Below are 25,047 nucleotides of genomic sequence, written 5' to 3' on the forward strand. Positions count from 1 at the left end.
TCCGGCGGATGCCTATTAAAAAATGGAAGTTATTAAAAAGTAATGTATTATGAAACCTTAGCAGAGTTGAAAACGTTTATAGAGTAGGCTTGTCAAAATGACTTTGAAAATAACCGCTAAACATAGAGGAGGCAATCACCATGAAAAAACAACGTTCCTTACCCGCCATAGCTGCAATAGCAGCATTAACACTAGCCCTAACCGCTTGCGGCGCTACTAATAATTCGGCACAGCCGTCTGCAGAACCAACTGCAACAGCTTCTCCAGTACCAACAGAGGAGAGCACAAGCACACCCGTACCTACAGAAAGTACGAGTACAACTGCACCCACAGAGAACCCTAGTACTCCAGCGCCCAAACCTACTACAAATCCAGAAGCCAAAATTCTTAAAGGAACAGGCGTTTACGTCGGACAAATAGATAGTCATTCTGTTGAGATTGAGACCAAAGAAGGTCCTACGGCTTTTGAGATCACAGCTGGTATGGAGAGCGTTCTTGAGAAGTTAAATACGGATGATGCTGTAGTTTTTGAATATGTAGAAAAAGCAGTGGATGGCGATGCTACAGTTAAACAGCGGATCCTTTCGAAACTATCCCTTGCAAAATAAAGAACTTTATCATTTAGGAATAATAAAAGGGCTGCCCTGATTAAATTCAGGAACAGCCCTTTTATTATGGAATCTGATAGAAACGTTATAACGTCCCGGCATTGACTAAGAAAATAGTAATAAGCAACATAAAGAGTAAGAGAATCACACCATTAATGATTGTGCCTATGATGCCGAACACTTTACGTCTCTTCCGAATGGAAAGTCCAATAATGCCGATGACAACACCAATTACATTAAGAGCTGAAAGAATAATAACAGTCATTCCAAGAAGCATGATGGACTGCGAGGATTCGGCTAGTAGATTCGAGTTCTCGTTAACCATGGAAGAAGCCTTCATAATAATGAAGATGAAGAGAGCTGCATAACCCATTATGGTCACGAGGCTGATGATGAAAGAAGCAATACCAGGTCCAGAGTGTTGTAGATCATGATCTGCTTTCTGGTACGAAGACGACGAACCAGCACTTGGTTGGCTCAGATCAGGTTGGGTATTTCCTACCTCTGCTGTAGGCGCGTCAGATTTTGAGAGAGAATTAAGGTTCATAGGTTGCACTCCTTGAGAGATAAGAATGAAATGTTGTTTATATCCACTTTTTCATATTGATGCTAAAAAAGCAACCCCTGATTGTGGCTAATTCGTAAATGGCTGCTGGAAAAAGCAATCGGTAATCGTTTATGATAGAAGAAGTCTAATATTAAGGAGTTGTAATCGCATGCAACGGAAACTTATGGCCTGGGGGGCTGTGCTAGCAATGCTGGCAGTAGGAATAGGCGCTTTTGGCGCTCATTTATTAAAACCTGTTATTAGCGAAGAATATATGAAGGTATATGAGACGGGTGTACAGTATCATTTGGTACATGCGCTGGGTGTAATTCTGATAGCGCTGGCTGTGGGTCAATGGGGAGAAAGCACCCGGTTACGCTGGGCAGGAAGGCTATTAATAGCAGGCACGATTTTGTTCTCGGGCAGCTTGTATGTACTGAGTATTTCCGGGATTAAGGTGCTTGGAGCGATTACACCTATTGGTGGTGTATGCTTCATAGCAGGCTGGTTATGTTTGGCTGTGGAAGCATTCTCACGCAGCAAAGAGGCATCCTAAGCGATCAAATTACAGAAGTTGATAAATAAGCATCCGTTCCTTATAGGGGCGGATGCTTATTTATGTAACGTATACGTTTACAGAAATTCGTCGATCTCATTTAAATTAAAGCTGTATACCTGTTTCTCATCCACGTGATAGACACTAATTGAGTTGGCTGCTTCATCAAAATTTAAAATACGACAGGGCATGGACACTTGTTTTCCGTACCGATTCGCTCGTAAACGTACTAATTGGTTGTTCTGAATATACTGTCGAATTTTCCCGTATGCATCAGCTGGTGTCTCAATAGCTGACTGCTGTGCAGGCAATTCTGCCTGTTTATCTATCGGTTTATCGAGCTGCTTTTTAGCGGTCTTTGGAGGCAGCTTAAATGAAGTGGGAGGAGCAGAGCTTTGATTCAAGGCTAGTTTGGCAGAACGAAGCAAGCTGTCAATGGTTCTCCCTAATTCAAGACCGGAGTTAATGTTGAAATCTGTGATTTTGTCATTATTGTTCAACATTTCAAGCAGATATTGCAATGCAAGCGGGTTGGTACGGGCATTAATCAGGATGTCGACATTAAATAAATAGTTGCCGTCTGTGTGTTGTAGTTTCTCGTCCATAGATCCCCCAGCTTTTCGTTTGAACATTTCTTTACAATTATAAGAATGTAAATAAACTATAACATTAAACAAGTAATAATCATATACCTGACACTAGAGAAAATGGGACCAAGGTACTGTGTTTTTACGAAAAGCCTAGGACTACCAACTGCACATCAGCAGGGGGTGAAGCATACATATACATCGTGGTTGGTGAATAAAGGAGGTGCTGCTATTGGTTACTATGGAGCCCATTATCGTAGGTGAACATACGCTGATCGGGGTAGAGGTTAAGCTTCCGAAAACAACGCTGCTCTCAATCAGCACAAGCCGAGGGTATATTATGTGTGGTGCGCTGGATGTTGGTTTGCTCAATGAAAAGCTCAGTGATCGGAATATTATCGCAGCCAGGGCGGTTGGTGTACGTACGCTGTCTCAGCTGTTAGCTGCCCCATTGGAGTCGGTTACCATTGAAGCGGAGCGTCTAGGTATCGTACCCGGCATGACGGGTGCAGATGCATTACTTCTTATGGTCTGACTGAACCATCTTACAAAATCCAAAACACAAGAGGCCAATGGCCTCTTGTGTTTTTTTGGCAAGAATCACAAATTGAACATTATAGAGAGCGTCTCTAGTGTGAATAATTGAAACAGAGATTTTATGGAAGGGTACTTCTTGTTTCGTCTTACATGCTAAGGGGTAAATTAAGAATAGACAAGTTGCTGCCGGACGAAGGATTAAGCAGCCCGGTAAATATAAAGGATAAGGATGGGATCATCTCATGGCTAAAGCATCTAATAAAGTAAATACAACTTCATTGGAACAAATTATGAATCGTCAGGTTGCTAACTTGAATGTACTGTACGTTAAAATCCATAATTTTCATTGGTACGTAAAAGGAGAACAATTCTTCTCTCTTCACGTGAAATTTGAGGATCTATATAATGAAGTGACGCTGCAAATGGATGAAGTTGCAGAGCGTCTGCTAAGCATCAAGGGAAGTCCCGCTGCGACGATGAAAGAATATCTGGAATTGGCAACGATTCAAGAAGCTACGGGTAAAGAGGATACACGTGGAATGGTCCAGTCTCTGATTGAAGACTTCGCTACTATTTCTGAAGAGTTGACAGAAGGCATTGAGCTTGCTGAGGAAATTAAGGATCAGCCAACCTCCGACATGTTTATTAAAATTCGTGGTGATCTTGAGAAACATCAATGGATGCTGCGTTCCTTTCTTAGCTAAACGATAAAGCGCATGAAATAAGGCTTCCTGCGGGAGGTCTTATTTTTTGCGTTAACCTGATCATCATTGTGTTGTACTTGGAGTCAACGCTAAAAATAGCGAAATTATGCGGTACATCATAGGCAAAATAAAAAGAGATATTTGTAAAAAAACAGGCTTTGTTATAAAATTGTTGAGAATCATTGATAATCATTGTGATTCAATTTATAATAATTATAATGTGATATAGAATCTAATTGTGCTGGGAATCAGGATCATCCTGTTTCAATACAACTTTTGATTTCGCAAATCGATCAATGGAGGGAATAATATTATGGCAGCAGATTTTGTCATTGAGGGACTTAAAGCGACGATTGAGGGAAAAGAGATTTTGAAGGGGATTAACCTTCAAATGAAAGGTGGCGAAATTCACGCCATCATGGGACCAAACGGTACAGGTAAAAGTACCTTGGCGTCAGCTCTTATGGGTCACCCTAAATATGAAGTGACTGAAGGAACAGCAACACTTGAAGGTGAAGATCTTCTGGAGATGGCAGTTGATGAACGCGCACGTGCAGGTCTTTTCCTTGCTATGCAATACCCAAGTGAAATTTCTGGAGTAACAAACTCCGATTTCTTGCGCTCTGCCATTAATGCCCGTCGTGAAGAGGGAAGCGAAATTTCTTTGATTCGTTTTATCCGTCTTATGGAAGCGAAGATGAAGGAACTGGACATGAATCCTGAGTTCCTACACCGTTACCTGAACGAAGGCTTCTCCGGTGGTGAGAAGAAACGTAACGAAATTCTACAAATGATGATGCTAGATCCAAAAATCGTGATTCTGGACGAAATTGACTCTGGTCTTGATATTGATGCTTTGAAAATTGTTGCCGAAGGCGTAAACTCCATGCGGAGTGAAGATCGCGGTTTCCTGGTTATTACCCACTATCAACGTCTCTTGAACTACATCAAGCCTGATTTTGTACATGTTATGATGCAGGGCAGAATTGTGAAATCCGGTGGTCCTGAGCTTGCACAACGTCTGGAAGCAGAAGGCTACGAATGGATTAAAGAAGAACTTGGAATTGAAGACGAAACAGTAGGGCAAGACGCGTAAGAAACGCCAGGAAGGAGGAGAACACTTATGACGACACAGACCATTCTTCCGGTGGATGCCGAGCGCTTGAGCGAATTATCGCATAGTAGCGGCGAACCGGGTTGGCTGAAAGAAAGCCGCTTGAAAGCACTAGAACTGGCAGCTACTCTGACACTGCCTAAATTAGAGAAGACACGGATTGATCGTTGGAATGTGAACAATTATGGTAGCTACAAAGCAAGCGAAACTATTGCTTCACTGAAGGATGCACCTGCTTCCATTTCCTCCTTGATCAAGGATCAGGAAGAAGGCAGTCTGATTATTCAACGTAACTCTGGTGCAGTATATACACGACTAGCTCCTGAACTTGCAGCACAAGGTGTTATTTTTACTGACCTGCAAACGGCTGTTAAAGAGCACGGAGATTTGGTACAACGTTACCTGCATAAGGCGATTCAGCCTGACGAGCATTCTATCGCTGCGCTTCATGCAGCACTATGGAACGGGGGAGTCTTCCTCTATGTTCCTAAGAATGTAGTGGTTGAAACTCCACTTCAGGCGGTGCTGTTAACAGATGATGCGGAAGCTTCATTTGTTCCTCACATTCTGATTGTAGCGGATACTAACAGCTCCCTGACATATGTAGACAACTACGTGTCGGATAAAGAGGAAGCTGGCTTGCACAATGGTGCTGTAGAAGTATTCGTGGGTGCAGGTGCTAAAGTACGTTATGCTACAGTGCATCAGCTGGGCGTGGATACAACAGATGTGACTTACCGCCGCGCTGTTGTTGAGAATGACGGAACGATCGAATGGATTGTTGGAGAGATGAACTATGGTGATACAGCAAGTGATACCAAGTCTGTGCTTAAAGGTAATGGCTCTAGCTCGGATGCTAAAGTAATTGCTGTGGGTACGGGATCACAGAAACTGAATTACACTACTCAAGCTCAGCATTTCGGCAAAAATACCCCAAGTGACATGATCACTCGTGCGGTTATGCGTGATAATGCGACTTCTATCATCAACGGAATTACCAAGATCGAGAAAGGTGCTACAAGAGCCGACGGTCAGCAAACGGAGAAAGTATTGATGCTGAGTCCAAAAGCCCGTGGTGACGCCAATCCGATCCTGCTGATTGATGAAGATGATGTTACAGCAGGCCATGCCGCTTCCGTAGGACAGGTCAATCACGAGCAAGTCTTTTACCTGATGTCCCGCGGAATTACACGGCATGATGCAGAAACTCTGATCATCTATGGCTTCTTGGCTCCTGTTGTGTCGCAAATTCCACTAGAGGGACTGCGCAATCAGCTCCAATCTCTTGTGGAAAGGAAGTTAGGTCAATGATTAGCAATGCCATCCGGGAGCAATTTCCCATACTGAACCAGAATGTGAACGGACATCCACTGGTCTATCTGGACAGTGCTGCTACTTCACAGAAGCCTCGTCAAGTGATTGAGGCGGTCAAGTCGTATTATGAGTGGGATAACGCCAACGTACACCGTGGCGTCCATACTCTAGGCAGCCGTGCAACAGATGCCTACGAGGGAGCCCGGGAGAAGCTAGCTAAGTTTATTAACGCCCGCAGCACTAAAGAAATCATCTTTACGCGCGGCACAACCACTGCCCTAAATCTTGTTGCCTCTTCTTACGGGCCATCTGCAGTGGGTGAAGGCGATGAAATTGTCATCACCCTGATGGAGCATCATAGTAATTTGATCCCTTGGCAGCAGCTAGCTAAGAAGACAGGTGCTACTTTAAAATATATACCGTTGCAACCTGACGGAACGATTACGCTTCAAGATGCTGAGAAGACGATTACGGATAAAACTAAGATCGTTGCTATCGCTTATGTATCTAATGTTATGGGAGTAACTCATCCGATTAAAGAGCTTGCGGCAATTGCTCATCGTAACGGTGCGGTAATTGTCGTAGACGGCGCACAGAGCACACCTCATATGAAGGTTGATATGCAGGATCTGGATTGTGATTTCTATGCACTTTCCGGACATAAAATGCTAGCACCGACTGGAATTGGAGCTTTGTACGGCAAAAGAGCACTTTTGGAAGCTATGGAGCCTGTCGAGTTCGGTGGCGAAATGATTGATGATGTCGGTCTCTACGAATCGACATGGAAGGAACTCCCTTGGAAGTTCGAGGGAGGCACACCGATCATTGCGGGTGCTGTTGGATTAGGTGCGGCAGTAGATTTCTTGCAAGAAATCGGCATGGATGCGATTCACAGCCATGAGAAGCAGCTTGCAGCTTACGCAGAGCAACGTCTATCTGAAATAGATGGTTTAACTATTTATGGTCCTCGCAATCGTGAGGTTGGCGTTGTCACCTTTAATCTGGGTGACGTTCACCCGCATGATGTCGCTACAGTACTAGATGCGGAGGGTATTGCCATCCGTGCTGGTCATCACTGCTGTCAGCCGCTGATGCGCTGGCTGGAAGCCAGTTCAACAGCACGTGCGAGCTTTTACCTGTATAACACCGAGCAGGATGTAGATCGACTGGTGGACGCTTTAATCAAGACAAAGGAGTACTTCGGCTATGAACTTGGATGACTTGTACAGACGCGTAATTATGGATCATTATAAAAGTCCTCGGAATCGTGGTTCATTTGAAGATGATGCTCTGAAAATTGAACTGAATAACCCAACTTGTGGTGACCGTATTACACTTCAGCTTAAGGTAGAAGATGGAATCGTAAAAGATGCCCGTTATAACGGTGAAGGTTGTTCGATCAGTATGTCATCGGCTTCGATGATGACTGAGGCGATCAAAGGACAAACGGTTGAACGTGCGCTTGAACTAGCTGATAACTTCTCCTTATTGATGAAGGGTGAAGATGTGGATTTTGGAGAGTATGAAGATATCGAAGCCCTATCGGGTGTGAATAAATTTCCTGCGCGGATCAAATGCGCAACACTGGCTTGGAACGCACTTCGTAAAGGAATTGACGAAGAAGAGCAACATAAATAATAGTAGAACAAGGAGGCTGACACCATGGCTAAGAAAGCGCCTGATATGGAAGAATACCAGTACGGGTTCCGTGATGAGCATAAGTCGATATTCCAGTCTGGTAAAGGTTTGACGGCCGAAATTGTTAAAGAAATTTCAGCAATCAAAAATGAACCACAGTGGATGCTTGATTTCCGCTTAAAATCCCTTGAACAGTTCCGTAAAATGCCAATGCCTACATGGGGCGGCAATATGGACGATTTAGATTTTGAGGATATTCAATATTATGTAAGACCTTCCGAGAAACAAGGGAAGACTTGGGAAGAAGTTCCTTCCGAAATCAAGGAAACCTTTGATAAGCTGGGTATTCCTGAAGCGGAACAGAAGTTCCTCGCCGGCGTCTCGGCACAATATGAATCTGAGGTTGTATACCACAGCATGCAGAAGAGCCTTGAAGATCAAGGGGTTATTTTTACAGATACCGATACTGCACTGCGTGAACATCCAGAACTTCTTAAGAAGTTCTTCGGGACGATCATCCCTCCAACCGATAATAAATTTGCAGCACTTAACAGTGCAGTTTGGTCAGGCGGAAGCTTCATCTACGTTCCTAAGGGTGTGAAATGTGAAGTTCCTTTGCAGGCTTACTTCCGTATTAACTCCGAGAACATGGGACAATTTGAGCGTACCTTGATCCTCGCTGACGAAGACAGCTTCGTGCATTATGTAGAAGGTTGTACAGCGCCAATCTATAGCACGAATTCTCTGCATAGTGCGGTTGTTGAAATCTTGTGTATGAAGAACTCACGCGTTCGTTATACTACGATTCAGAACTGGGCTCCAAACATCTACAACCTCGTTACAAAACGTGCGGTTGCAGAAGAGAATGCTACGATGGAATGGGTCGATGGCAACATCGGTTCCAAGCTGACTATGAAATACCCTGCGGTTGTTCTTAAAGGCCGTGGAGCTAAAGGTTCAGTGCTGTCCATCGCGGTAGCGGGTAAAGGCCAGCATCAGGATGCAGGCGCCAAGATGATCCATTTGGCTCCAGACACAACTTCCACCATTGTATCGAAATCAATTAGTAAGCACGGCGGTAAAGTGACTTATCGTGGTCTTGCTTCCTTCGGCCGTCAGGCAGAAGGTGCGAAATCGAACATCAAATGTGATACACTCATTTTGGATAACGAATCCACTTCGGATACGATTCCTTACAATGAAATCATGAACGATAACATCGTTCTTGAGCACGAAGCAACGGTATCCAAAGTTTCTGAGGAGCAGCTGTTCTATCTAATGAGCCGCGGCCTAACAGAAGCTGAGGCAACTCAAATGATCGTTATGGGCTTCATCGAACCATTCACCAAAGAACTGCCGATGGAATATGCAGTCGAAATGAACCGTTTGATCAAATTCGAAATGGAGGGAAGTATCGGTTAACCTTGATTTATCAAGGTTCCGGCTTCACTCTAATAAGTAATACAAAATACGTATTCGCAGTGATCTTGATGCTTTTATGCTCAAGTCACTCGAATACGTATTTTTTTATTGGAAATTGAAGTGAGGTTTTCATTTGAGAGGCCTAAAATCCAAATTTTATGCAAAAAAGCATGATAAAAGTTTTTTTTGGAGGAGGCGGTCACATTAAGGATTATGATGTTTCTTAATTCAACAGCATTAAGGAGGAAACTCGAGTATTTTAAGACAATGATGGTCGTTTATCACCTATATATGGGTCTTTTTTCCGAAATAACAGGATAAACGCTCAATTCTACCCTTTGCCGCTTTAAATTAGGGATGATACACTGCTTAAAGTCACTAAATTGAAAGCGCTAAAAAATAGCTTTACGAAGTAAAGCTAAGTCTATGCTTACGAAGGTCAGCTTTACTTCGTAAAGCTTTAAGGAGGAGAGATATGGATGTTCTCAGGCAACTGCGAGGCTATTACCGAGAGAAGCTGCATTATTTAATTCTTTCGATTGTATGCTTGGCCGCCGCAACTGCAGTGGGGCTAATTACCCCAAATTTGTTAAGGAAGCTGATCGATGAAGTAATTGTTCCACTCAAGTTTAAAGAGGTGCCTGTGTTGGCTCTCAGTGTGTTAGCTGTAGTAATCGTAAAAGCATGCCTGCAATTTGCACATGGTTTTTACGGAGGGCGGTTAGGTAATTTTCTAGCATATCGGCTACGTAACGCTTGTTATGAGAAATTGCAATTTCTATCTTTCCGTTATTATGATACCGCGAAAACAGGAGATCTGATGTCCCGGCTGACCGGGGATTTGGAAGCGATTCGGAACTTTATCGGTTTTGGTTTTGCTCAGTTGCTAAATGTGTTTTTTATGGTGTTCTTTGGTTCTATTATGATGTTCACCATTAATTGGCAGCTAACATTGGTTACTTTGATTACTATGCCATTTCTGGCAGCAGTAGCTTTAAGATTTGAGTCCAAGATTCATCCGGCCTTCCAAGAGATGCGCCTTGCGCTGAGTTCTCTGACAACGGCTGTACAGGAGAATATCACGGGTGTGCGAACTGTCAAATCGTTTGCTAGAGAGGCTCACGAAGTTGAGAAATTCTCACACCGTAATGAACGTTATAAGAATAATCAGATTTTTGCCGCAGAGCTCTGGAGTAAGTTCTTTCCTGTCATGGAGCTTTTAGCATCGGTGAGTATAGCTATCCTGTTAGGCGTGGGTGGTACACTTGTCATTAACGGGAAAATGTCACTAGGGGAATTGGTCGCCTTCTTCAGTTTGATTTGGTACATCATTGGACCGGTATGGGGGCTAGGCTTTCATATTAATAACTATACACAGTCCAAAGCTTCGGGAGAACGTGTACTTGAAGTACTTAATCAAAAAATTGATGTGAAGGATATAGAGGATGCCCGTGAACTGGTGCCTTCCGAGGTTAAAGGGGACGTTGCCTTTAATCATGTCACCTTTGCGTACGGGAACAAAATGCCTGCTGTTACTGACATCCATTTTGAAGCCAAATCAGGTGAAATTATCGGATTTCTTGGAGGCACAGGTTCAGGTAAATCCACTATTACTCAACTGATGATGCGTGCTTATGATGTAAATGAAGGGAGTATTACGCTGGATGGCATTGATATTAGAGAATATAGTGTGCGCAGTCTGCGGTCACAGATTGCCACCGTATTCCAGGAAACATTCCTGTTCTCCTCATCCATCCGCAACAATATCTCATATGGCTTGAAAAATGTAAGCATGGAGGAGATTATCCGTGCTGCACAGCTGGCAAAGGCGCATGATTTCATCATGGAGATGGCAGACGGCTATGACACTGTAGTGGGTGAACGCGGGATGGGGCTCTCTGGCGGACAAAAGCAGCGGATTGCGATCGCAAGAGCCCTGCTTAAGAATCCGCGTATTCTCATCCTCGACGATGCGACTAGTGCGGTCGATATGGAAACGGAACATGAGATTCAAGCAGGATTCCAGGAGGTCATGAATGGGCGTACAACACTTATAATTGCCCATCGGATATCCTCCTTGCGACATGCGGATCAGATCATTGTCATGAACGAAGGTCATGTTCAGCAGCGTGGTACTCATCAGGAGCTAATTGAGGTTCCGGGCCCATACCAAGATGTATACCGGATACAATATGCTGACTATCTGGCCAGAGCTACCGGAAGAGGGGAGGAGTGAGGCATATGAAACTTGAAGCCAAACAGAACACCGCTACGGTAGCAAAGCGTAAAGCAGCCGAGCAGAAGACACTTGATGAACGTTTCGTGTACAAAGACGATGATGTTATCGACAAAGCGTTTGACTGGAAGCAGTTCACCAGATTATTCAGCTATATGAAGCCTTACGCCAAACAGATGCTTCCACTGGTATCTATCATGATGATTCTGGGAACCATTACGAAGCTGACCGTTCCTTTCTTGACAAGTTTAGCTATCGACCGTGCTATAGCGCCTAAGGTTGGGAATCCAAGCTTAACACTTCTTTATTCGCTTACGGCAGGTGTCATTGTCTTATATCTCATTCAATGGATTGCAGGTGTGTACCGGATTAAGTACACGAACATCATTGGACAAAGAGTCATTTATGACTTGCGTTCTGACTTGTTCAAGCATATTCAGAAGCTCTCTTTTAACTTCTTCGATAAACGCCCGGCAGGCTCGGTATTAGTACGTGTAACGAATGATATCAACTCACTGCAGGATTTGTTCACGAACGGGGTAGTCAATCTGATGATTGACTGTGTACAGCTTTTGGGGATTACCATTATTCTGTTATTGATCAACTGGAAACTTGGTCTTGCAGTAATGGTTACGGTTCCGATCATGTTCTTTATTTCTACTAAGCTGCGTCAGAAGATTCGGATCGCTTGGCAGGATGTGCGGATGAAGAACTCTAGAATTAATTCTCACTTAAACGAATCGATTCAGGGGATCAGAGTCACACAGGCCTATACACAAGAACGTGAAAACATGAATTATTTCGATTTTATGAATACAGACAGCAAAAAGTCCTGGAATAAAGCATCTGCGATGAACCAAGCTTTCGGGCCGATGATCGAGATCACTGGTGGTTTTGGAACGATGATCCTCTTTTGGCTAGGAGCGTATCTCATCCAATCTGGCGAGCTTACTGTCGGTTTGCTGGTAGCGTTCAGTTCTTATGTCAGCAACTTCTGGGACCCGATCAACCGTCTGGGGCAGATGTATAACCAGCTCCTGGTAGCGATGGCTTCCTCAGAACGGATCTTTGAATATTTGGATGAGCAGCCTTCGGTTCAAGATAATCCAGGGGCTAAACCACTAGGGATGATTCGTGGAGATATTACCTTTAATAAAGTTGTTTTTGAATATGAAAAAGGTCGGGCGGCTTTAAAAGGCATCGATCTGGATGTAAAAGCTGGGCAATCGATCGCGCTGGTGGGTCATACTGGCTCAGGGAAAAGTACAATTATTAATCTGATTGGCCGGTTCTATGATATTAAGAGCGGAAGAATTACGATTGACGGTGAAGATATCCGTGAAGTTACACTAGATAGTCTGAGAAGGCAGATCGGAATCGTGCTGCAGGACACCTTCATCTTCTCAGGAACGATTCGCGATAATATCCGATTTGGCCGACTGGATGCTACCGATGAAGAAGTGGAAAATGCTGCGAAAGCCGTAGACGCCCATGACTTTATTATGAAGCTTCCTGGCGGGTATGAGACAGAGGTAGAAGAGCGTGGTAGTGCCTTGTCCATGGGACAGCGTCAGCTGCTCTCCTTTGCCCGTGCACTATTGGCGAATCCACGGATTCTGATCCTTGATGAAGCTACGGCAAGTATTGATACAGAAACGGAGCTGAAGATTCAAGAGGCACTCAAAATCTTACTTCAGGGCCGGACCTCCTTTATCGTCGCTCATAGACTATCTACCATTCGCCATGCGGATAAAATTGTCGTTCTGGACCATGGTGAGATTAAAGAAGAAGGAACCCACCGGGAACTGACATCACGTGATGGTGTGTATAACGGTTTAATAGAAGCGCAGTTCCGCTTTCTATAGCAAAGAACAACAGCCCATTCCCCTTGCCAAAGCAACTGAGGAGTGGGCTGTTTTATATCGTACATCCAATTATTTCGGGCGTTTAGGCAATCTACCCGTTACACGTAACTCAAACATTTGGGCACAAATATCCTGATGCCACTGTGTATCCGTTGTTTGTTCCGCTAACAGTATTTCATTTTGTAGCCGAGCCATCTCGAAGCAGTAAGTAGCATTCACCTGAAGGCATTGCTGTTGTTCCGTTTCTTCGGAGGCTGTAAGCTGACGTAGACGACTTAGAGTGAATAGCTCGGCAAGACGTTCATGGACTGGAAGCATACATTTTACCTCCTGGAAATAGTTAAGCCATATATTAGTCTCGCCAAAAAATTTGTACTCCAATCATCAAATATGATGACAGAAAAGATCCCCCCGAAAGAAAAGGGGGGATCAGGAATCGAAACGCCTTAGTCCATATAAATTTCTACAATGGCAACGTTCCGTTCGCGGGAAAGATCCACGAACATTCCGTCAATCTTTACCAGTGGACGGAAAATATCGACCATATTGTTCATAATAATCACGCCAATATCACCTGTGTCCAGCAACACACGCTTGCCGATGAAATTGGGCATTAAATGCTGGATAAACGCTTGAACCGTTCTAGCATTCAGTTTACCGAAGCTTAGATTGTTTATTTCACGCAGGACGGAAATAAGCTCTTGCTTCGACTGATAGACTCGTTTAGAAGTCATCGCACTATAGATGTCAGCTACAGCTGCGATTTGTGCATAAGGATGAATATCGGCTTTGGTTAGACCGCTCGGATAGCCAGAGCCGTCCTCACGTTCATGATGTTGGAGAGCAGCCAAAGCTGTGTAAGAATCGTCCATGGAATTCCGTATAATTTCGTAGCCGTACTTTGTATGTAGTTTGATTTCCTCGAACTCATCTGGCGTTAGCTTGCCTGGTTTATTCAAGAGAGAGGGTGAAATCCGACATTTTCCAATATCAATCAAATATCCTGCACGACCAATTTCATAGCATTCTTGTTTGGAATAACCAAGCCATATCGCAATATAATAAGAGAGCATGCCTACCTGAAGGGAGTGATTGTAGGTATAGTTATCTTCCCGATCTAGCAAAAGCAGGAGGGACACTACATCTTTATGCTTGTCCAAAGTTTGAAGCGAAGGCTGAAGAATGTCGTTTACCACGGATTGGTTGAAGCTTCCTTTTAATAACGCTTCCATATAAAGAGACTCGAAGCCGTCAATCATGGTATCAAAACTAGTGGTCACCGTTTGAATAATTGAAGGTCTGCTGAGGGGTGATACCTCTTCCTCTAACGTCTCGATATCAACATAATCAACTCCGAGCTGCATCAGCTTGGCAATATCATTTATTTGGAGCAGCGATCCTTTTGGTAATACATGTAAACCCCTAGAACTATACGCGTCCGCGTTAAGGTGATTACCAGGTTTTAGATCCGAGACGTGTACTCTCAATGCCTATGCCACCTTTTATCCGATTTTATCCAGAATATCAACAAAGTTCAGATTTTTCAATCAAAAAGGAGAAAAGATTATTTGGAGGTTATATCGAAAGCTTTTTGATCAGAGTTCACCCAATGTTGGCCCGATTCATTAATGTCTTTTTTCCAAACGGGAACCGTCTGTTTCAATTGTTCAATGGCAAAGCGGCTGGCTTCGTAACAGGTATCGCGATGGGGTGTGGAGATGGCAATGATAACACTTGCTTCCTTTAAACCTACATGCCCAATGCGGTGAGATATGGCGCAGTTTGCGCTCCAGCGGTTCTTGACCTCTTTACCAATCTCCTCTAGTTTACTTAAGGCCATAGGAATATAGGCTTCATAATGAAGTGCGGTTGTACGTTGTTCACCGGTCATTTCACGTGTAGTGCCGATAAATACTAAGGATGCTCCGTGATCGACGTCAAGAACAGCATTTAGAAGCTTCTCTGCATTTAAAGGCTGGTCCGATATACTGTAGAGACCATTAGTAGAAGTTTCATATATAGTGCCATTCTCCCCCCCGGAAACTGGAGGAATAAGTGCGACTTCGGAAGACGCTGTGATGATAGAATCATCAGGAGCATATTCTTGGTCAATGGCAATTAAAGAAGCCCCAATTTGGGATGCTGCGTTCGGATAAGAGGCAGATAGAAGCTCCTTCAGCTTGCCAGCTGTTAAGGGAATCTCAGTCGCTTGGAAGGACAGAGAAGAAGAGCCGATTGTCTCAGCCAGACCCGCGAATAGTCGGATAGTAATATGCATTTTTATTCTCCTCTGATGTATGATCTGATGTCTTCAATATACCATAATGTGTCTGAAAATGTTATGCTAGGCTCTATAAGATCACGCACCGACTGCTTCATTAAAGAGCAGCTCAAGGGTAGGAGGAATGTTGCTTATGGGGCATGTGCCGCAAAGACTGACCATACTTCATACCAATGATATACATAGCCATTTTGAAATGGTAAGTCCGATGGCAGCGGAAATATTCGCACAAAGGGCTGCAGCGGGAGAAGAGCCTGTACTGCTGCTGGATATTGGTGATCATATGGATCGTGCAGCTGTTGAAACAGAAGGCACTATGGGTCAGGCTAACATCGACGTATTAAACTTAACAGGATATGATGCTGTAACCATTGGCAATAATGAGGGACTTACGTTCTCACAGGAAATGTTGTCATCTATTTTTGCCGGGTTACAGTGTCCGGTAGTTTGTTGTAATTTTGTAGAGTCTTCGACAGGAAAGCCACCAAGCTGGATGAAGTGTCATGCGATCTTGGAGAAGGATGGAATTAGAATTGGAGTGACCGGAGCAACAGCGGCATTTACTTCGTTCTATTCCCTTTTGGGCTGGGATGCTTTAGATCCTGAGACTGCGCTCCGGGAACAATGCCAACTTTTAGCGCCACAAGTGGATATTTTAATCGTTCTATCTCATCTCGGACTTCCTACGGATAAAATTCTGGCAGAACGGTTAGAGGGCGTACATGCCATTCTTGGTGGACATACGCATCATTTGCTGGAAGAGCCGCTCATGATTAACGGAACAGCGGTATGCGGAGCGGGGAAATTCGGGCGTTATCTCGGGAAGTTGCAATTTGAGCGGAGAGATGAACAAGCTGAATTCTACCTGGTTACAGGTGGTTGTATTTCAATTGACCCCTTACTTAAGGAAGGGATTGTAGGTCCTGCCGTCGCAATTCATTTGGAGCATGGTCGTGAATCTCTTCAGACAGTAGTAGCGATTACAGATCGTGAGCTTCCTTTGGATTTGCAGGGAGAGTCTCCTTTTGGCAATCTTCTGGCACAAGCAGTACGTAGATTTACAGGAACTAGTTTGTCATTAGTTAACACGGGTCAACTGCTAGGACCATTGCCGGAAGGCGAGGTTACGACAGGGATGCTACACGCACTTTGTCCTTCTCCCATCAATACTTGCATAATTAAGCTAAAGGGTAAAGATATTCGCACAGCTTTGGAACAGAGCCTTACAGAGGAATTTTATAATAAGGTCATCTACGGGTACGGTTTCCGCGGGATTCATCTGGGCAGTTTGGCAGTAGATGGATTAAAAATCTTGTACGACCCACTAAAGATACCGTATGATAAGAGTGTTGCAGTTTTTGTCGAAGGAAACCCACTGGAGGATGAAAGAGAGTATAATGTTGGTACGCTGGACATGTTTACTTTCAGGGCTGGCTATGAGACGATCGCGAATGGGAAGGATGCTTTGTTTCTATTACCACATTTTTTGCGCGATCTCTTGCGGATGGAGTTACAGCGTCCAAACAGCCTCGATGAATGCTTGCTTACTCGCTGGGAGGCTAAGTCTGAATAAGGCCAACAGCTCATAATCTACACTTATAGGCTCGATCTAACAGTGCTAGATTTCCAAAAATAGGAGGACAGTTATGGACACGATTACCGCTATTATTCTAGCAATTGTCGAAGGGATCACTGAATTTATTCCTGTATCTTCGACCGGGCACATGATCTTGACTACGAAGCTATTGGGTTTCGCTGAGCAAGATTCGATTATGAAGACTTATGAAATTGTAATTCAACTAGGGGCGATTTTGGCGATTGCACTTGTTTACCGCAAGCGTGTGCTTAATTTGCTAGGGATAGGACGTAGTAGTTCGGGCAGAGGAGGCGTTATGCCGGCATCCCGTCTGAATTTAATTCATGTGATTCTTGGGATTGCCCCAGCGCTTGCTGTGGCATTTTTTGCCCGTGATTTTATCAAAAGTCTCTTTGGTGCTTCCACTGTGCTCTGGGCGCTTGTGGCCGGAGGGATTCTAATGATTGTAGCAGAATGGGTGAACAGACGCAAAATACGGATTACTGCTCACGAACTGGATGATTTGTCTTACGGACAGGCGCTGGCGATTGGATTGTATCAGATTATTTCGGTCCTCTGGCCTGGCTTCTCCCGCTCCGGGTCTACGATTTCTGGAGGGATGTTAAGCGGGGTCAGCTATAAGGCCTCTGCGGATTTTTCCTTCCTCATAGCGATTCCTATCATGTGTGCGGCTTCCGGATATGAACTGCTGGATTCGTATAAAGATTTCACAAGTGAGTCGATTGGTTATTTTGTAATTGGATTTTTGATTTCTTTTGTAGTGGCGTATATAGTAGTCATTTTGTTTATGAAATTGATTCAGAAAATTAGATTAACGCATTTCGCGATCTATCGATTCATACTTGCTGCTGTATTCTGGTTGTTTATTATGCGTTAATGTCCATTGGCATATACCTAGACACATCTGATTTTCTTAAAGGTACACCTGTCTGAATGTCCATCAAAACGGTATAGACAAAGCGTGTTGCCCAAGGATTTCAATACAGAATAGTATTTTACCGTTAAAGGCAGGAGTGAGTTTAGTGCGTTTAGTATCCGTGAATCAGCTTCAAGCAGGCATGAAATTAGGTAAAAAAATATATAATGATGAAGGTCTAACTCTACTCGCGGATGGGGTGGAGCTTACGGATGCATTGATCAAGCGTCTTGCAAGGATTGACATCGGCTATATCTACATAGAGGATTCTGTCACAGACGATATTGTGATTACTAGTATTCTACAGGATGAGACGCGCAATCAGGCCCTAAAGGTGATTCGTAATCAATTTCAGCATATGTCTGGGGCTTCAGGAATTACCAAGGGTCTGTATCATCTGGACAAAAAATTTTCTAAGATCATGGATAATATTTTAGATGATATGTCTTTGCAAGAAGATCCGATGATCATGCTGATGGATATGCACACTGCTGATAACTATTTATATGTCCATTCCCTGAATGTCTGCTTGTACACTTTAGTGCTTGGTATAGCTCACGGGTATAGCAAAGAGGAACTTCGAGTGATTGGGCTTGGCGCGCTGCTGCATGATATTGGGAAGACACAAATTCCGATAAAAATCGTACAGAAACCCGGCAGGCTCAGTGATGAAGAATTCCGCCACATGCAGGCTCATACCGAGATCGGGTTTCAGATTCTAAAGGAGGAACCGAATATCCCGCTGCTCGCAGCACATTGTGCCTTGCAGCATCATGAACGCATCGACGGTTCCGGATATCCTCGGGGATTAACAGGACCCCAAATCCATGAATATGCCAAGTGGCTGGGTATAGCGGACTCCTACGATGCCATGACCTCCAATAGAGTCTACAAAAAGGCTATGCTGCCACATCAAGCCGTTGAGGCCCTCTATGTTGGTTCCGGTACTTTGTATGAGCAGAAGCATTTAGAGCTGTTTAGAGATCGCGTAGCTATCTATCCGCTGGGACTTACGGTGAAGCTTAGTACGGGTGAGAGCGGGGTTGTGGTCAAAATAGATCCAAGTACGCCTCACAGGCCCACCATACGTGTGCTTACGGGTGCTGAAGGAGAGAAAGTCGTACCATTTGAACGAGATCTTAGTAAAGCCCTCTCCGTTGTTATTATTGACGTCGCAGAACAAGGCGGTTCTTTGGAAACGCAAAATTGATTATTTATAGCAGCGTGGAGAGAAGATTAGGCTTGTCCGAAGAGATGTCGGAAGCCTATTTTTCGTCTCGCTGCTTTTATTTTTTTGAAATGTAAGGTAAGTAAAGACGGCCAGAAAGACATCCAAAGTGCAGTTTTTTTGACTAACGTGGTATGATATAGGGTAAGTCATCGTTCTTTCTTCATGATTTTGGGTTAATAATAGGAATAAGATTTAAAGGAGCTAGTACAAATGAATGTTTTAAGACCATTAATATCTTCACCGAGGGAGCTGTCGCCAAGTTACGATCCATGGGATCCAATCACTTCTCTACGTAAGCATGGCCGCCATGTGCTAACGAGTGTGGAATTCACTGTAACCAATTTATGCAATATGCGATGCGAGCACTGTGCTGTAGGTGATAGTCTAACCTCTAGAGAAGGGGATATGCTACCCCTTAAGAATATGCTAGACCGTTTAGAGGAAGTTGAACATCTGGAGACCATTAGTATTACAGGCGGAGAGCCTATGTTCCGCGCCGGAACAGTAGATAATATCATTGTGCCATTGTTGAAGTACGCCAAGGAGCGGGGAATCAGATCACAAATTAATTCTAATCTGACAATGCCATATTCCCGATATGAGAAGCTGCTTCCTTATCTGGACGTTATGCATATTTCATTTAATTATGTGAACGGTGATGATTTTCATGAAGTCGGTTTTGCGAACAGTGGTCATGCGGTTGCCAAGGAAGCCGCTTACCGGTTATATAATACAATGATTGAGAACTCTCGTCAGTTAAGTGAGGATGGTATGTTAATTTCTGCGGAAACTATGATTAATTACCGTACCCACACTAAGCTGCCTGAAATTCATAAGCTGATTCTTGACATGGGAGCAAAACGACATGAGGTTCATCCGATGTACAATTCAAGCTTTGCTTCCGCACTGCCAGTGTTGTCCTTAAATGAAATGCGGACTGCGATCCATTCGTTACTGGACCAGCGTGATCCAGAGGTATGGATGCTGTTCGGCACGCTTCCGTTTTTTGCATGTAGCTTCCTGGAAGAAGATCAGAAGTTGCTAAGTAGAATGCGTGCAGAGAAGAATGTTACGCTTCGTAATGATCCGGATGGTCGGAATCGTGTGAACGTAAATATGTTTACTGGAGATGTTTTTGTTACAGATTTCGCGGATATCGCAGCCTTTGGCAACATAGATAACCAAAAATTGGATGATATATTTATCGATTGGCAGACGAAGCATCCGCTGAACCAGAAGGTAAACTGTTACTGTGATGCAGCTGGTTGTTGCGGACCTAACCTGTTAGTAGCGGATATGTATTATCCGGAAGTGGACTTCAAAACTAGAAAAGCGATCAATCTGTAGAAATGAGGCGTTGTTAACGTGGTGCATACGGAATTTGAAGTTGGGAGATTAATGCTTAATCTTTTGCTTGTTCTGGTGCTCGTATTATTGAACGGTATTTTTGTAGCAGCGGAGTTCTCATTAGTTAAGGTCAGACAGTCTCGTCTGACCCAACTTGTCAGTGAAGGTAATAAAATGGCTGGATATGCACTCAAGGTCAATAAGAAACTGGATTCGTACTTATCTGCCACCCAATTCGGGATAACACTTGCCTCACTGGGGTTAGGTTGGGTCGGTGAGCCGGCCATTTCTGAGCTGCTCGTCGAACCGTTAATGTATAAGATGGGAATTACCGATGGTACTCTGATTTCTACCGTTTCTGTTGTTATTGGATTTTCAATTATTACATTTTTACATATTGTACTTGGGGAGCTTGCACCGAAATCCCTTGCAATTCAAAGAACAGAAGGGTCTGCGCTATTGCTCTCGGCACCTCTGATGTTCTTCTATAATCTGTTCATGCCTTTTATCTGGGTACTGAATGCATCGGCGAACGCATTGCTTCGCTTAGTGGGTGTTGAGCCTGCGAATGAGGGAGAAGCCGCCCACTCAGAAGAGGAAATTCGTATCCTGATGAATCAGAGTGCTAAGAGTGGTGTCATTGATAAAGATGAGATGAAGCTGATGGATAATATCTTTGAATTCTCTGATCTGCTCGCACGTGAAGTTATGATGCCGCGTACGGACATGGATGTGCTGTACAGTAATCTTTCGCTCGAAGAAAACATGAAGATCATTACCGAAACGAGACATTCACGTTATCCGGTTGCCTTTGAAGATAAGGACCGTATTATCGGTTTTATTCATATTACCGACCTGTTGTTTGCTCCACCTGAGCAGCAGAATGATCTTACGACTTTGGTTCGACCGATCCTTAACGTACCGGAATCGATGGAGATTAGCCACACACTGCGATTTATGCAGAAGAATAAAGCTCAGCTAACGCTAGTTGTTGATGAATACGGCGGTACAGCCGGGCTACTGACAGCAGAAGAAATTCTGGAAGAAATCGTAGGCGATCTTCATGACGAGTTCGAAGATGAGCGTCCAAGTGTGGAGCGTAATGGAGAGTATATTTCCGTTGAGGGCCGGATGTTGATTGAAGATGTCAACGATCTTACAGGTGTAGTGATCGAAGATGATGAAGTGGATTCCATAGGTGGCTGGTTGTTTAAGGAGCTGGAAGGTAATCCAAGTAAGGGTAAACGAGTTAAAGTTGAAGATGTTGTTTTTGAAGTAGAGGAATCGACAAGACTACGGATTACTAGAATTAATATTCATCACGAACCGCGTGTGGAGGATGAAGAAACCTCTTCAGAACAAGACGAGGATAAAGATTAACCTATTGAAAATAGTACGTATTGTTCCGGGTGATCAGGGATAAAATGAACTCCTCCTGCTAGAGCTGCATGGCTCATGACAGGGGGAGTTTTTTGTGGACACATAAAGGACATAGCGTTCGACTATGCTAATGTTTATAAATGATTTGAAAGCGGGGTCTAGATTGAAAAAGAAGCTTCTTCTCGTTGAGGATGAAATTCGTATTCGTGAACTGGTGTCTGATTATTTCATACAGAATGATTGGGAAGTGCTCGAAGCGGATAATGGAAAAGATGCATTGATTTGGTTTGACTCACTGCTGCCGGATCTGCTGATTTTGGATATCATGATGCCTGCCATGAATGGCTTTGAAGTGTGCCGAGAAGTTCGTGAGAAATCAGCGATACCAATCATATTGTTAACTGCCAAGTCCACAGATGAAGACAAGATCTATGGATTTGAATTAGGTGCGGATGATTATGTTACAAAGCCATTTAGTCCAAAGGTGCTGGTAGCCCGGGCAAATGCACTTATGAAGCGTGTTGAAGGCACCCATCAGCCTGAATCCAGCATAATAAAATTTGGTTCTGCGATGTTTAACACCTTAGCTCATCGGTTAGAGGTAGAAGATGCGGAAGTGGAGCTTAGCCCTAAGGAATACGATCTTTTATGGCTTTTAATACGAAATAAAGGGATTGTCATTTCAAGGGATACGATCCTTAGTCGGATTTGGGGAATTGAATTTGAAGGAGACTCCAGAGTTGTGGACAGTCATATTAAAAAGCTTAGAAGTAAATTGGGGTATGAATCTCGGTTTATTCGTACGGTGATTGGTACAGGGTACATGTTTGAGGAAGAGGCATGAGAAGACGCGGAATTACTTTTAAACTGTTTGTAATGACTGTTATCTTTTTCCTCTGCTTTTATGGGATGGTCATTCTAAGCCAAACGCTATTGTTTGATAATTTCTACCAAAAACAAAAAGAGAACCGCGTGGAGAAACATCTTAAGAGCTTTGCTGCAAGATATATAAGCGAGCCGTGGGGAAGCACTCGAACCTCCCAGGAGCTCGTTCGGTTTATGCTGCGGAATAAAACACAAATGGTTATTTTGAAGCTGGATGGAAAAATGAATTCGGAAGATCCATTTCATATAAAGTTAATTGATGATGATGGAAAGAGTATGGTTGTTTCTTTATCCCTATTCATGAATCAGTACGGGGATGCGCTTAGAGCAGCAAACATAAAAGTAGATGATCAGTTGAGCGTTGAAGGTGAACTTCTGGATGAAGACAGTTCTTCACCCGTTATACTCTACCCTATAAGTATTACAAAAAAAGGGAGCGGGACAATAGGGGAGACGGAAGAAACCGGGATGATTCATGCATCTGGTACAGTTGCAGAAATTGTACTGCCTGATATGAAAATATGGAATCCACGCCAAGGCATACTGTTTGAGGCACTAGAGGAATGGTTTCCTTTGACGCCGGCGCAGATAGACGACTTCAAAAATTTGAAATTGCAGAAGCAAGACTGGATTGCTCCCTGGAGTGGGAGTCGTAATTCTGTGATTATCATGCCCCTTAAGCAAAGTAACGGAGAAATTGAACTACTATTCACAGTTACCTCATTACAGGAAGTCAAGGATTCGAACGAGGCGTTGCGTTGGTTCTTTTTATATCTGGGAATAGGCGGTATTGTTCTGATTTTGGTTCTTTCTCTCTTTTTTTCGAAAATGGTCACGCGTCCGCTAATTAAGTTAAACAACATAGCCAAACGGATGGTTTCTCTGGACTTTACAGGGGATACATCGATTCGGCAGAAGGATGAGCTAGGCAGTCTTTCTAATAGCATGTTTACTTTATCACTAAGTCTGGATTCTGCTTTACGAGAGTTAAGAGAGGCCAACCAGCAGCTGGTTGAGGATATGGAGCAGAAAAAAAGAATGGAGATCATGCAGCAGGACTTTTTTGCCAATGCCTCCCATGAATTGAAGACACCGCTCAGTATTATCAAAGGTTTTGCGGAGGGATTAGAAGACGGTGTTAGCGCCGGAAAGCAGGATCACTACATTAAGGTGATTATTGAGGAAGCAGATAAAATGGAGTTTCTTGTTAAAAACATGCTAGATCTAGCTCGGTTGGAGTCGGGCACGATTAAACTTCGGAAAACTTCCTTCATGTTAAGTGAACTGACGGAAAAGGTGACGGACAAGCTGGTTCACTTGCTGAGTGAAAAACATTTGGAGGTCATCATTATTCCTGCGAACGAATTACCAATATATGCTGATATGAACTGGATCGAACAAGTTGTGCTGAATTTTATGACCAATGCTATCAGACATGCGGAAGAAAGAAGTTCTATCACTGTCAATATTGAGAGTCATGCCCAGACTATTGTATTCACTGTTCAAAATATAGGAGAATCTATCCCCGAAGATCAGCTGGAGCAAATTTGGGAACGGTTCTATCGGTCTGAGCCGTCTCGCAGTCGAATGACGGGTGGTACAGGTCTGGGGCTTTCCATTGCAAAGCGAATACTAGATATGCACGCTTGTCTTTATACAGTGAAAAATACGGAGAACGGCGTGAGCTTTACTGTGACCTTTGAAGGTTAAACGGATCTACAAAAAATACTACAATGAAAGGGGTGAAACCGTATGAAATTGAATTGGTTGCCTTCAATGTGCACACTTGGAAACTTGGGGCTTGGATCACTATCTTTGTATTTCACGGTTCAAGAACGATACAGCCTGGCTTTATTAATGATATTGTTTGCGGCAATATGCGATGTACTCGATGGATTACTGGCAAGAATACTGCAATGTACCAGTGAATTCGGTAAACAATTGGACTCATTGGCGGATATTATATCATTTGGTTTAGCGCCAACCTTCCTTATCTTATTGTATAGGTTAGAAGATGCTCACTGGATTGGACCTGCAGCTTCAGTTTTCTTTTTGATCTGTGGTGCACTTCGTTTGGCCAGATTTAATCTGTCGGCGCCTTCCAAAGGGTTCGTGGGGATGCCCATTACTGCTGCTGGAGTCATTCTGTCGATGATTTCTTTACTAGATGAACGCATGAAACCAGGACTAGTCATCGTATTAATGGCAATACTGTCCGTAATGATGGTCAGTCGTATCCCATTTCCGTCACTTAAAAAATCCTTCAACAGGAAGTGATACAC

At 43.6% G+C, this 25,047-nt stretch carries 24 protein-coding genes; 19 read left to right on the forward strand and 5 right to left on the reverse strand.

What is annotated here, in order from left to right; all coding sequences use genetic code 11:
- The first annotated feature begins 140 nt into the window (after nt 1-140).
- The gene (locus CA600_RS11890) at nt 141-608 is read left to right on the forward strand and encodes a hypothetical protein (protein ID WP_094870363.1); all 468 of its coding nucleotides are present in this window, start codon (nt 141-143) and stop codon (nt 606-608) included.
- Between the two features lie 85 nt (nt 609-693).
- Here the strand turns inward: CA600_RS11890 and CA600_RS11895 are convergent, their stop codons facing one another.
- Complete coding sequence (locus tag CA600_RS11895; RefSeq protein WP_094870364.1) at nt 694-1,155, reverse strand: hypothetical protein; 462 nt, start codon at nt 1,153-1,155, stop codon at nt 694-696.
- Nucleotides 1,156-1,324: 169 nt separating this feature from the next.
- On the opposite strand from CA600_RS11895, the gene CA600_RS11900 reads away from it, so the two are divergent.
- A complete protein-coding gene (locus CA600_RS11900; RefSeq protein WP_094870365.1) occupies nt 1,325-1,711 on the forward strand; it encodes a DUF423 domain-containing protein in 387 nt (128 codons plus the stop codon).
- A gap of 77 nt (nt 1,712-1,788) precedes the next feature.
- Here CA600_RS11900 and CA600_RS11905 read toward each other — a convergent pair whose 3' ends face one another.
- Entirely contained in the window at nt 1,789-2,316 is a 528-nt protein-coding gene (locus CA600_RS11905) for a hypothetical protein (protein ID WP_094870366.1), read from the reverse strand.
- A 214-nt stretch (nt 2,317-2,530) separates the two neighbouring features.
- Here CA600_RS11905 and CA600_RS11910 point away from each other — a divergent pair, with 214 nt between their 5' ends.
- The 9 genes from CA600_RS11910 (at nt 2,531) to CA600_RS11950 (ending at nt 13,128) form a co-directional block, all read left to right on the forward strand.
- Entirely contained in the window at nt 2,531-2,833 is a 303-nt protein-coding gene (locus tag CA600_RS11910; RefSeq protein ID WP_094870367.1) for a YunC family protein, read from the forward strand.
- A gap of 244 nt (nt 2,834-3,077) precedes the next feature.
- Nucleotides 3,078-3,539: a Dps family protein gene (locus tag CA600_RS11915; RefSeq protein ID WP_094870368.1), complete on the forward strand. Its 462-nt coding sequence runs from the start codon at nt 3,078-3,080 to the stop codon at nt 3,537-3,539.
- 313 nt (nt 3,540-3,852) lie between these two features.
- The gene (sufC, locus tag CA600_RS11920) at nt 3,853-4,635 is read left to right on the forward strand and encodes a Fe-S cluster assembly ATPase SufC (RefSeq protein ID WP_042186351.1); all 783 of its coding nucleotides are present in this window, start codon (nt 3,853-3,855) and stop codon (nt 4,633-4,635) included.
- Nucleotides 4,636-4,662: 27 nt separating this feature from the next.
- Nucleotides 4,663-5,964 (forward strand): Fe-S cluster assembly protein SufD, encoded by a 1,302-nt coding sequence (gene sufD / locus CA600_RS11925; RefSeq protein ID WP_042186353.1) that lies wholly within the window; start codon nt 4,663-4,665, stop codon nt 5,962-5,964.
- Nucleotides 5,961-7,187, forward strand: a complete 1,227-nt coding sequence (locus CA600_RS11930) for a cysteine desulfurase (RefSeq protein WP_094870369.1) — start codon at nt 5,961-5,963, stop codon at nt 7,185-7,187. Before sufD ends, CA600_RS11930 begins: the two co-directional genes overlap by 4 nt.
- Nucleotides 7,174-7,605, forward strand: a complete 432-nt coding sequence (gene sufU, locus CA600_RS11935) for a Fe-S cluster assembly sulfur transfer protein SufU (protein WP_094870370.1) — start codon at nt 7,174-7,176, stop codon at nt 7,603-7,605. The genes CA600_RS11930 and sufU overlap by 14 nt, the downstream gene beginning before the upstream one ends.
- A 24-nt stretch (nt 7,606-7,629) precedes the next feature.
- Nucleotides 7,630-9,027, forward strand: a complete 1,398-nt coding sequence (sufB, locus tag CA600_RS11940; RefSeq protein WP_042186357.1) for a Fe-S cluster assembly protein SufB — start codon at nt 7,630-7,632, stop codon at nt 9,025-9,027.
- Nucleotides 9,028-9,502: 475 nt separating this feature from the next.
- Nucleotides 9,503-11,263: an ABC transporter ATP-binding protein gene (locus CA600_RS11945; protein WP_094870371.1), complete on the forward strand. Its 1,761-nt coding sequence runs from the start codon at nt 9,503-9,505 to the stop codon at nt 11,261-11,263.
- Between the two features lie 5 nt (nt 11,264-11,268).
- Entirely contained in the window at nt 11,269-13,128 is a 1,860-nt protein-coding gene (locus CA600_RS11950; RefSeq protein WP_094870372.1) for an ABC transporter ATP-binding protein, read from the forward strand.
- 69 nt (nt 13,129-13,197) lie between these two features.
- Here CA600_RS11950 and CA600_RS11955 read toward each other — a convergent pair whose 3' ends face one another.
- From CA600_RS11955 to CA600_RS11965, 3 genes are all read right to left on the reverse strand, one after another.
- Nucleotides 13,198-13,446 (reverse strand): DUF7667 family protein, encoded by a 249-nt coding sequence (locus CA600_RS11955; protein WP_094870373.1) that lies wholly within the window; start codon nt 13,444-13,446, stop codon nt 13,198-13,200.
- Between the two features lie 128 nt (nt 13,447-13,574).
- Nucleotides 13,575-14,615 (reverse strand): HD-GYP domain-containing protein, encoded by a 1,041-nt coding sequence (locus CA600_RS11960; RefSeq protein ID WP_094870374.1) that lies wholly within the window; start codon nt 14,613-14,615, stop codon nt 13,575-13,577.
- 77 nt (nt 14,616-14,692) lie between these two features.
- On the reverse strand, nt 14,693-15,406 hold the full coding sequence (locus CA600_RS11965; protein ID WP_094870375.1) for a molybdenum cofactor biosynthesis protein: 714 nt from the start codon (nt 15,404-15,406) through the stop codon (nt 14,693-14,695).
- Nucleotides 15,407-15,542: 136 nt separating this feature from the next.
- Here CA600_RS11965 and CA600_RS11970 point away from each other — a divergent pair, with 136 nt between their 5' ends.
- From CA600_RS11970 to pssA, 8 genes are all read left to right on the forward strand, one after another.
- Nucleotides 15,543-16,982, forward strand: a complete 1,440-nt coding sequence (locus CA600_RS11970; RefSeq protein WP_256989819.1) for a bifunctional metallophosphatase/5'-nucleotidase — start codon at nt 15,543-15,545, stop codon at nt 16,980-16,982.
- 73 nt (nt 16,983-17,055) lie between these two features.
- Entirely contained in the window at nt 17,056-17,883 is an 828-nt protein-coding gene (locus CA600_RS11975) for an undecaprenyl-diphosphate phosphatase (RefSeq protein WP_094870377.1), read from the forward strand.
- A 145-nt stretch (nt 17,884-18,028) separates the two neighbouring features.
- Nucleotides 18,029-19,132: an HD-GYP domain-containing protein gene (locus tag CA600_RS11980; protein ID WP_094870378.1), complete on the forward strand. Its 1,104-nt coding sequence runs from the start codon at nt 18,029-18,031 to the stop codon at nt 19,130-19,132.
- 231 nt (nt 19,133-19,363) lie between these two features.
- Nucleotides 19,364-20,500: a radical SAM/CxCxxxxC motif protein YfkAB gene (yfkAB, locus tag CA600_RS11985; RefSeq protein ID WP_094870379.1), complete on the forward strand. Its 1,137-nt coding sequence runs from the start codon at nt 19,364-19,366 to the stop codon at nt 20,498-20,500.
- A 51-nt stretch (nt 20,501-20,551) separates the two neighbouring features.
- Nucleotides 20,552-21,880, forward strand: a complete 1,329-nt coding sequence (locus CA600_RS11990; RefSeq protein ID WP_094870414.1) for a hemolysin family protein — start codon at nt 20,552-20,554, stop codon at nt 21,878-21,880.
- A 163-nt stretch (nt 21,881-22,043) separates the two neighbouring features.
- On the forward strand, nt 22,044-22,724 hold the full coding sequence (locus CA600_RS11995) for a response regulator transcription factor (protein WP_094870415.1): 681 nt from the start codon (nt 22,044-22,046) through the stop codon (nt 22,722-22,724).
- On the forward strand, nt 22,721-24,475 hold the full coding sequence (locus CA600_RS12000) for a sensor histidine kinase (RefSeq protein ID WP_094870380.1): 1,755 nt from the start codon (nt 22,721-22,723) through the stop codon (nt 24,473-24,475). Before CA600_RS11995 ends, CA600_RS12000 begins: the two co-directional genes overlap by 4 nt.
- Before the next feature lie 42 nt (nt 24,476-24,517).
- Complete coding sequence (gene pssA, locus CA600_RS12005; protein ID WP_094870381.1) at nt 24,518-25,042, forward strand: CDP-diacylglycerol--serine O-phosphatidyltransferase; 525 nt, start codon at nt 24,518-24,520, stop codon at nt 25,040-25,042.
- Nucleotides 25,043-25,047 lie beyond the last annotated feature (5 nt).

This window comes from Paenibacillus sp. VTT E-133280 (assembly GCF_002264385.1).
In the GTDB taxonomy this organism is placed as follows: Bacteria; Bacillota; Bacilli; order Paenibacillales; family Paenibacillaceae; genus Paenibacillus_AQ; species Paenibacillus_AQ nitricinens.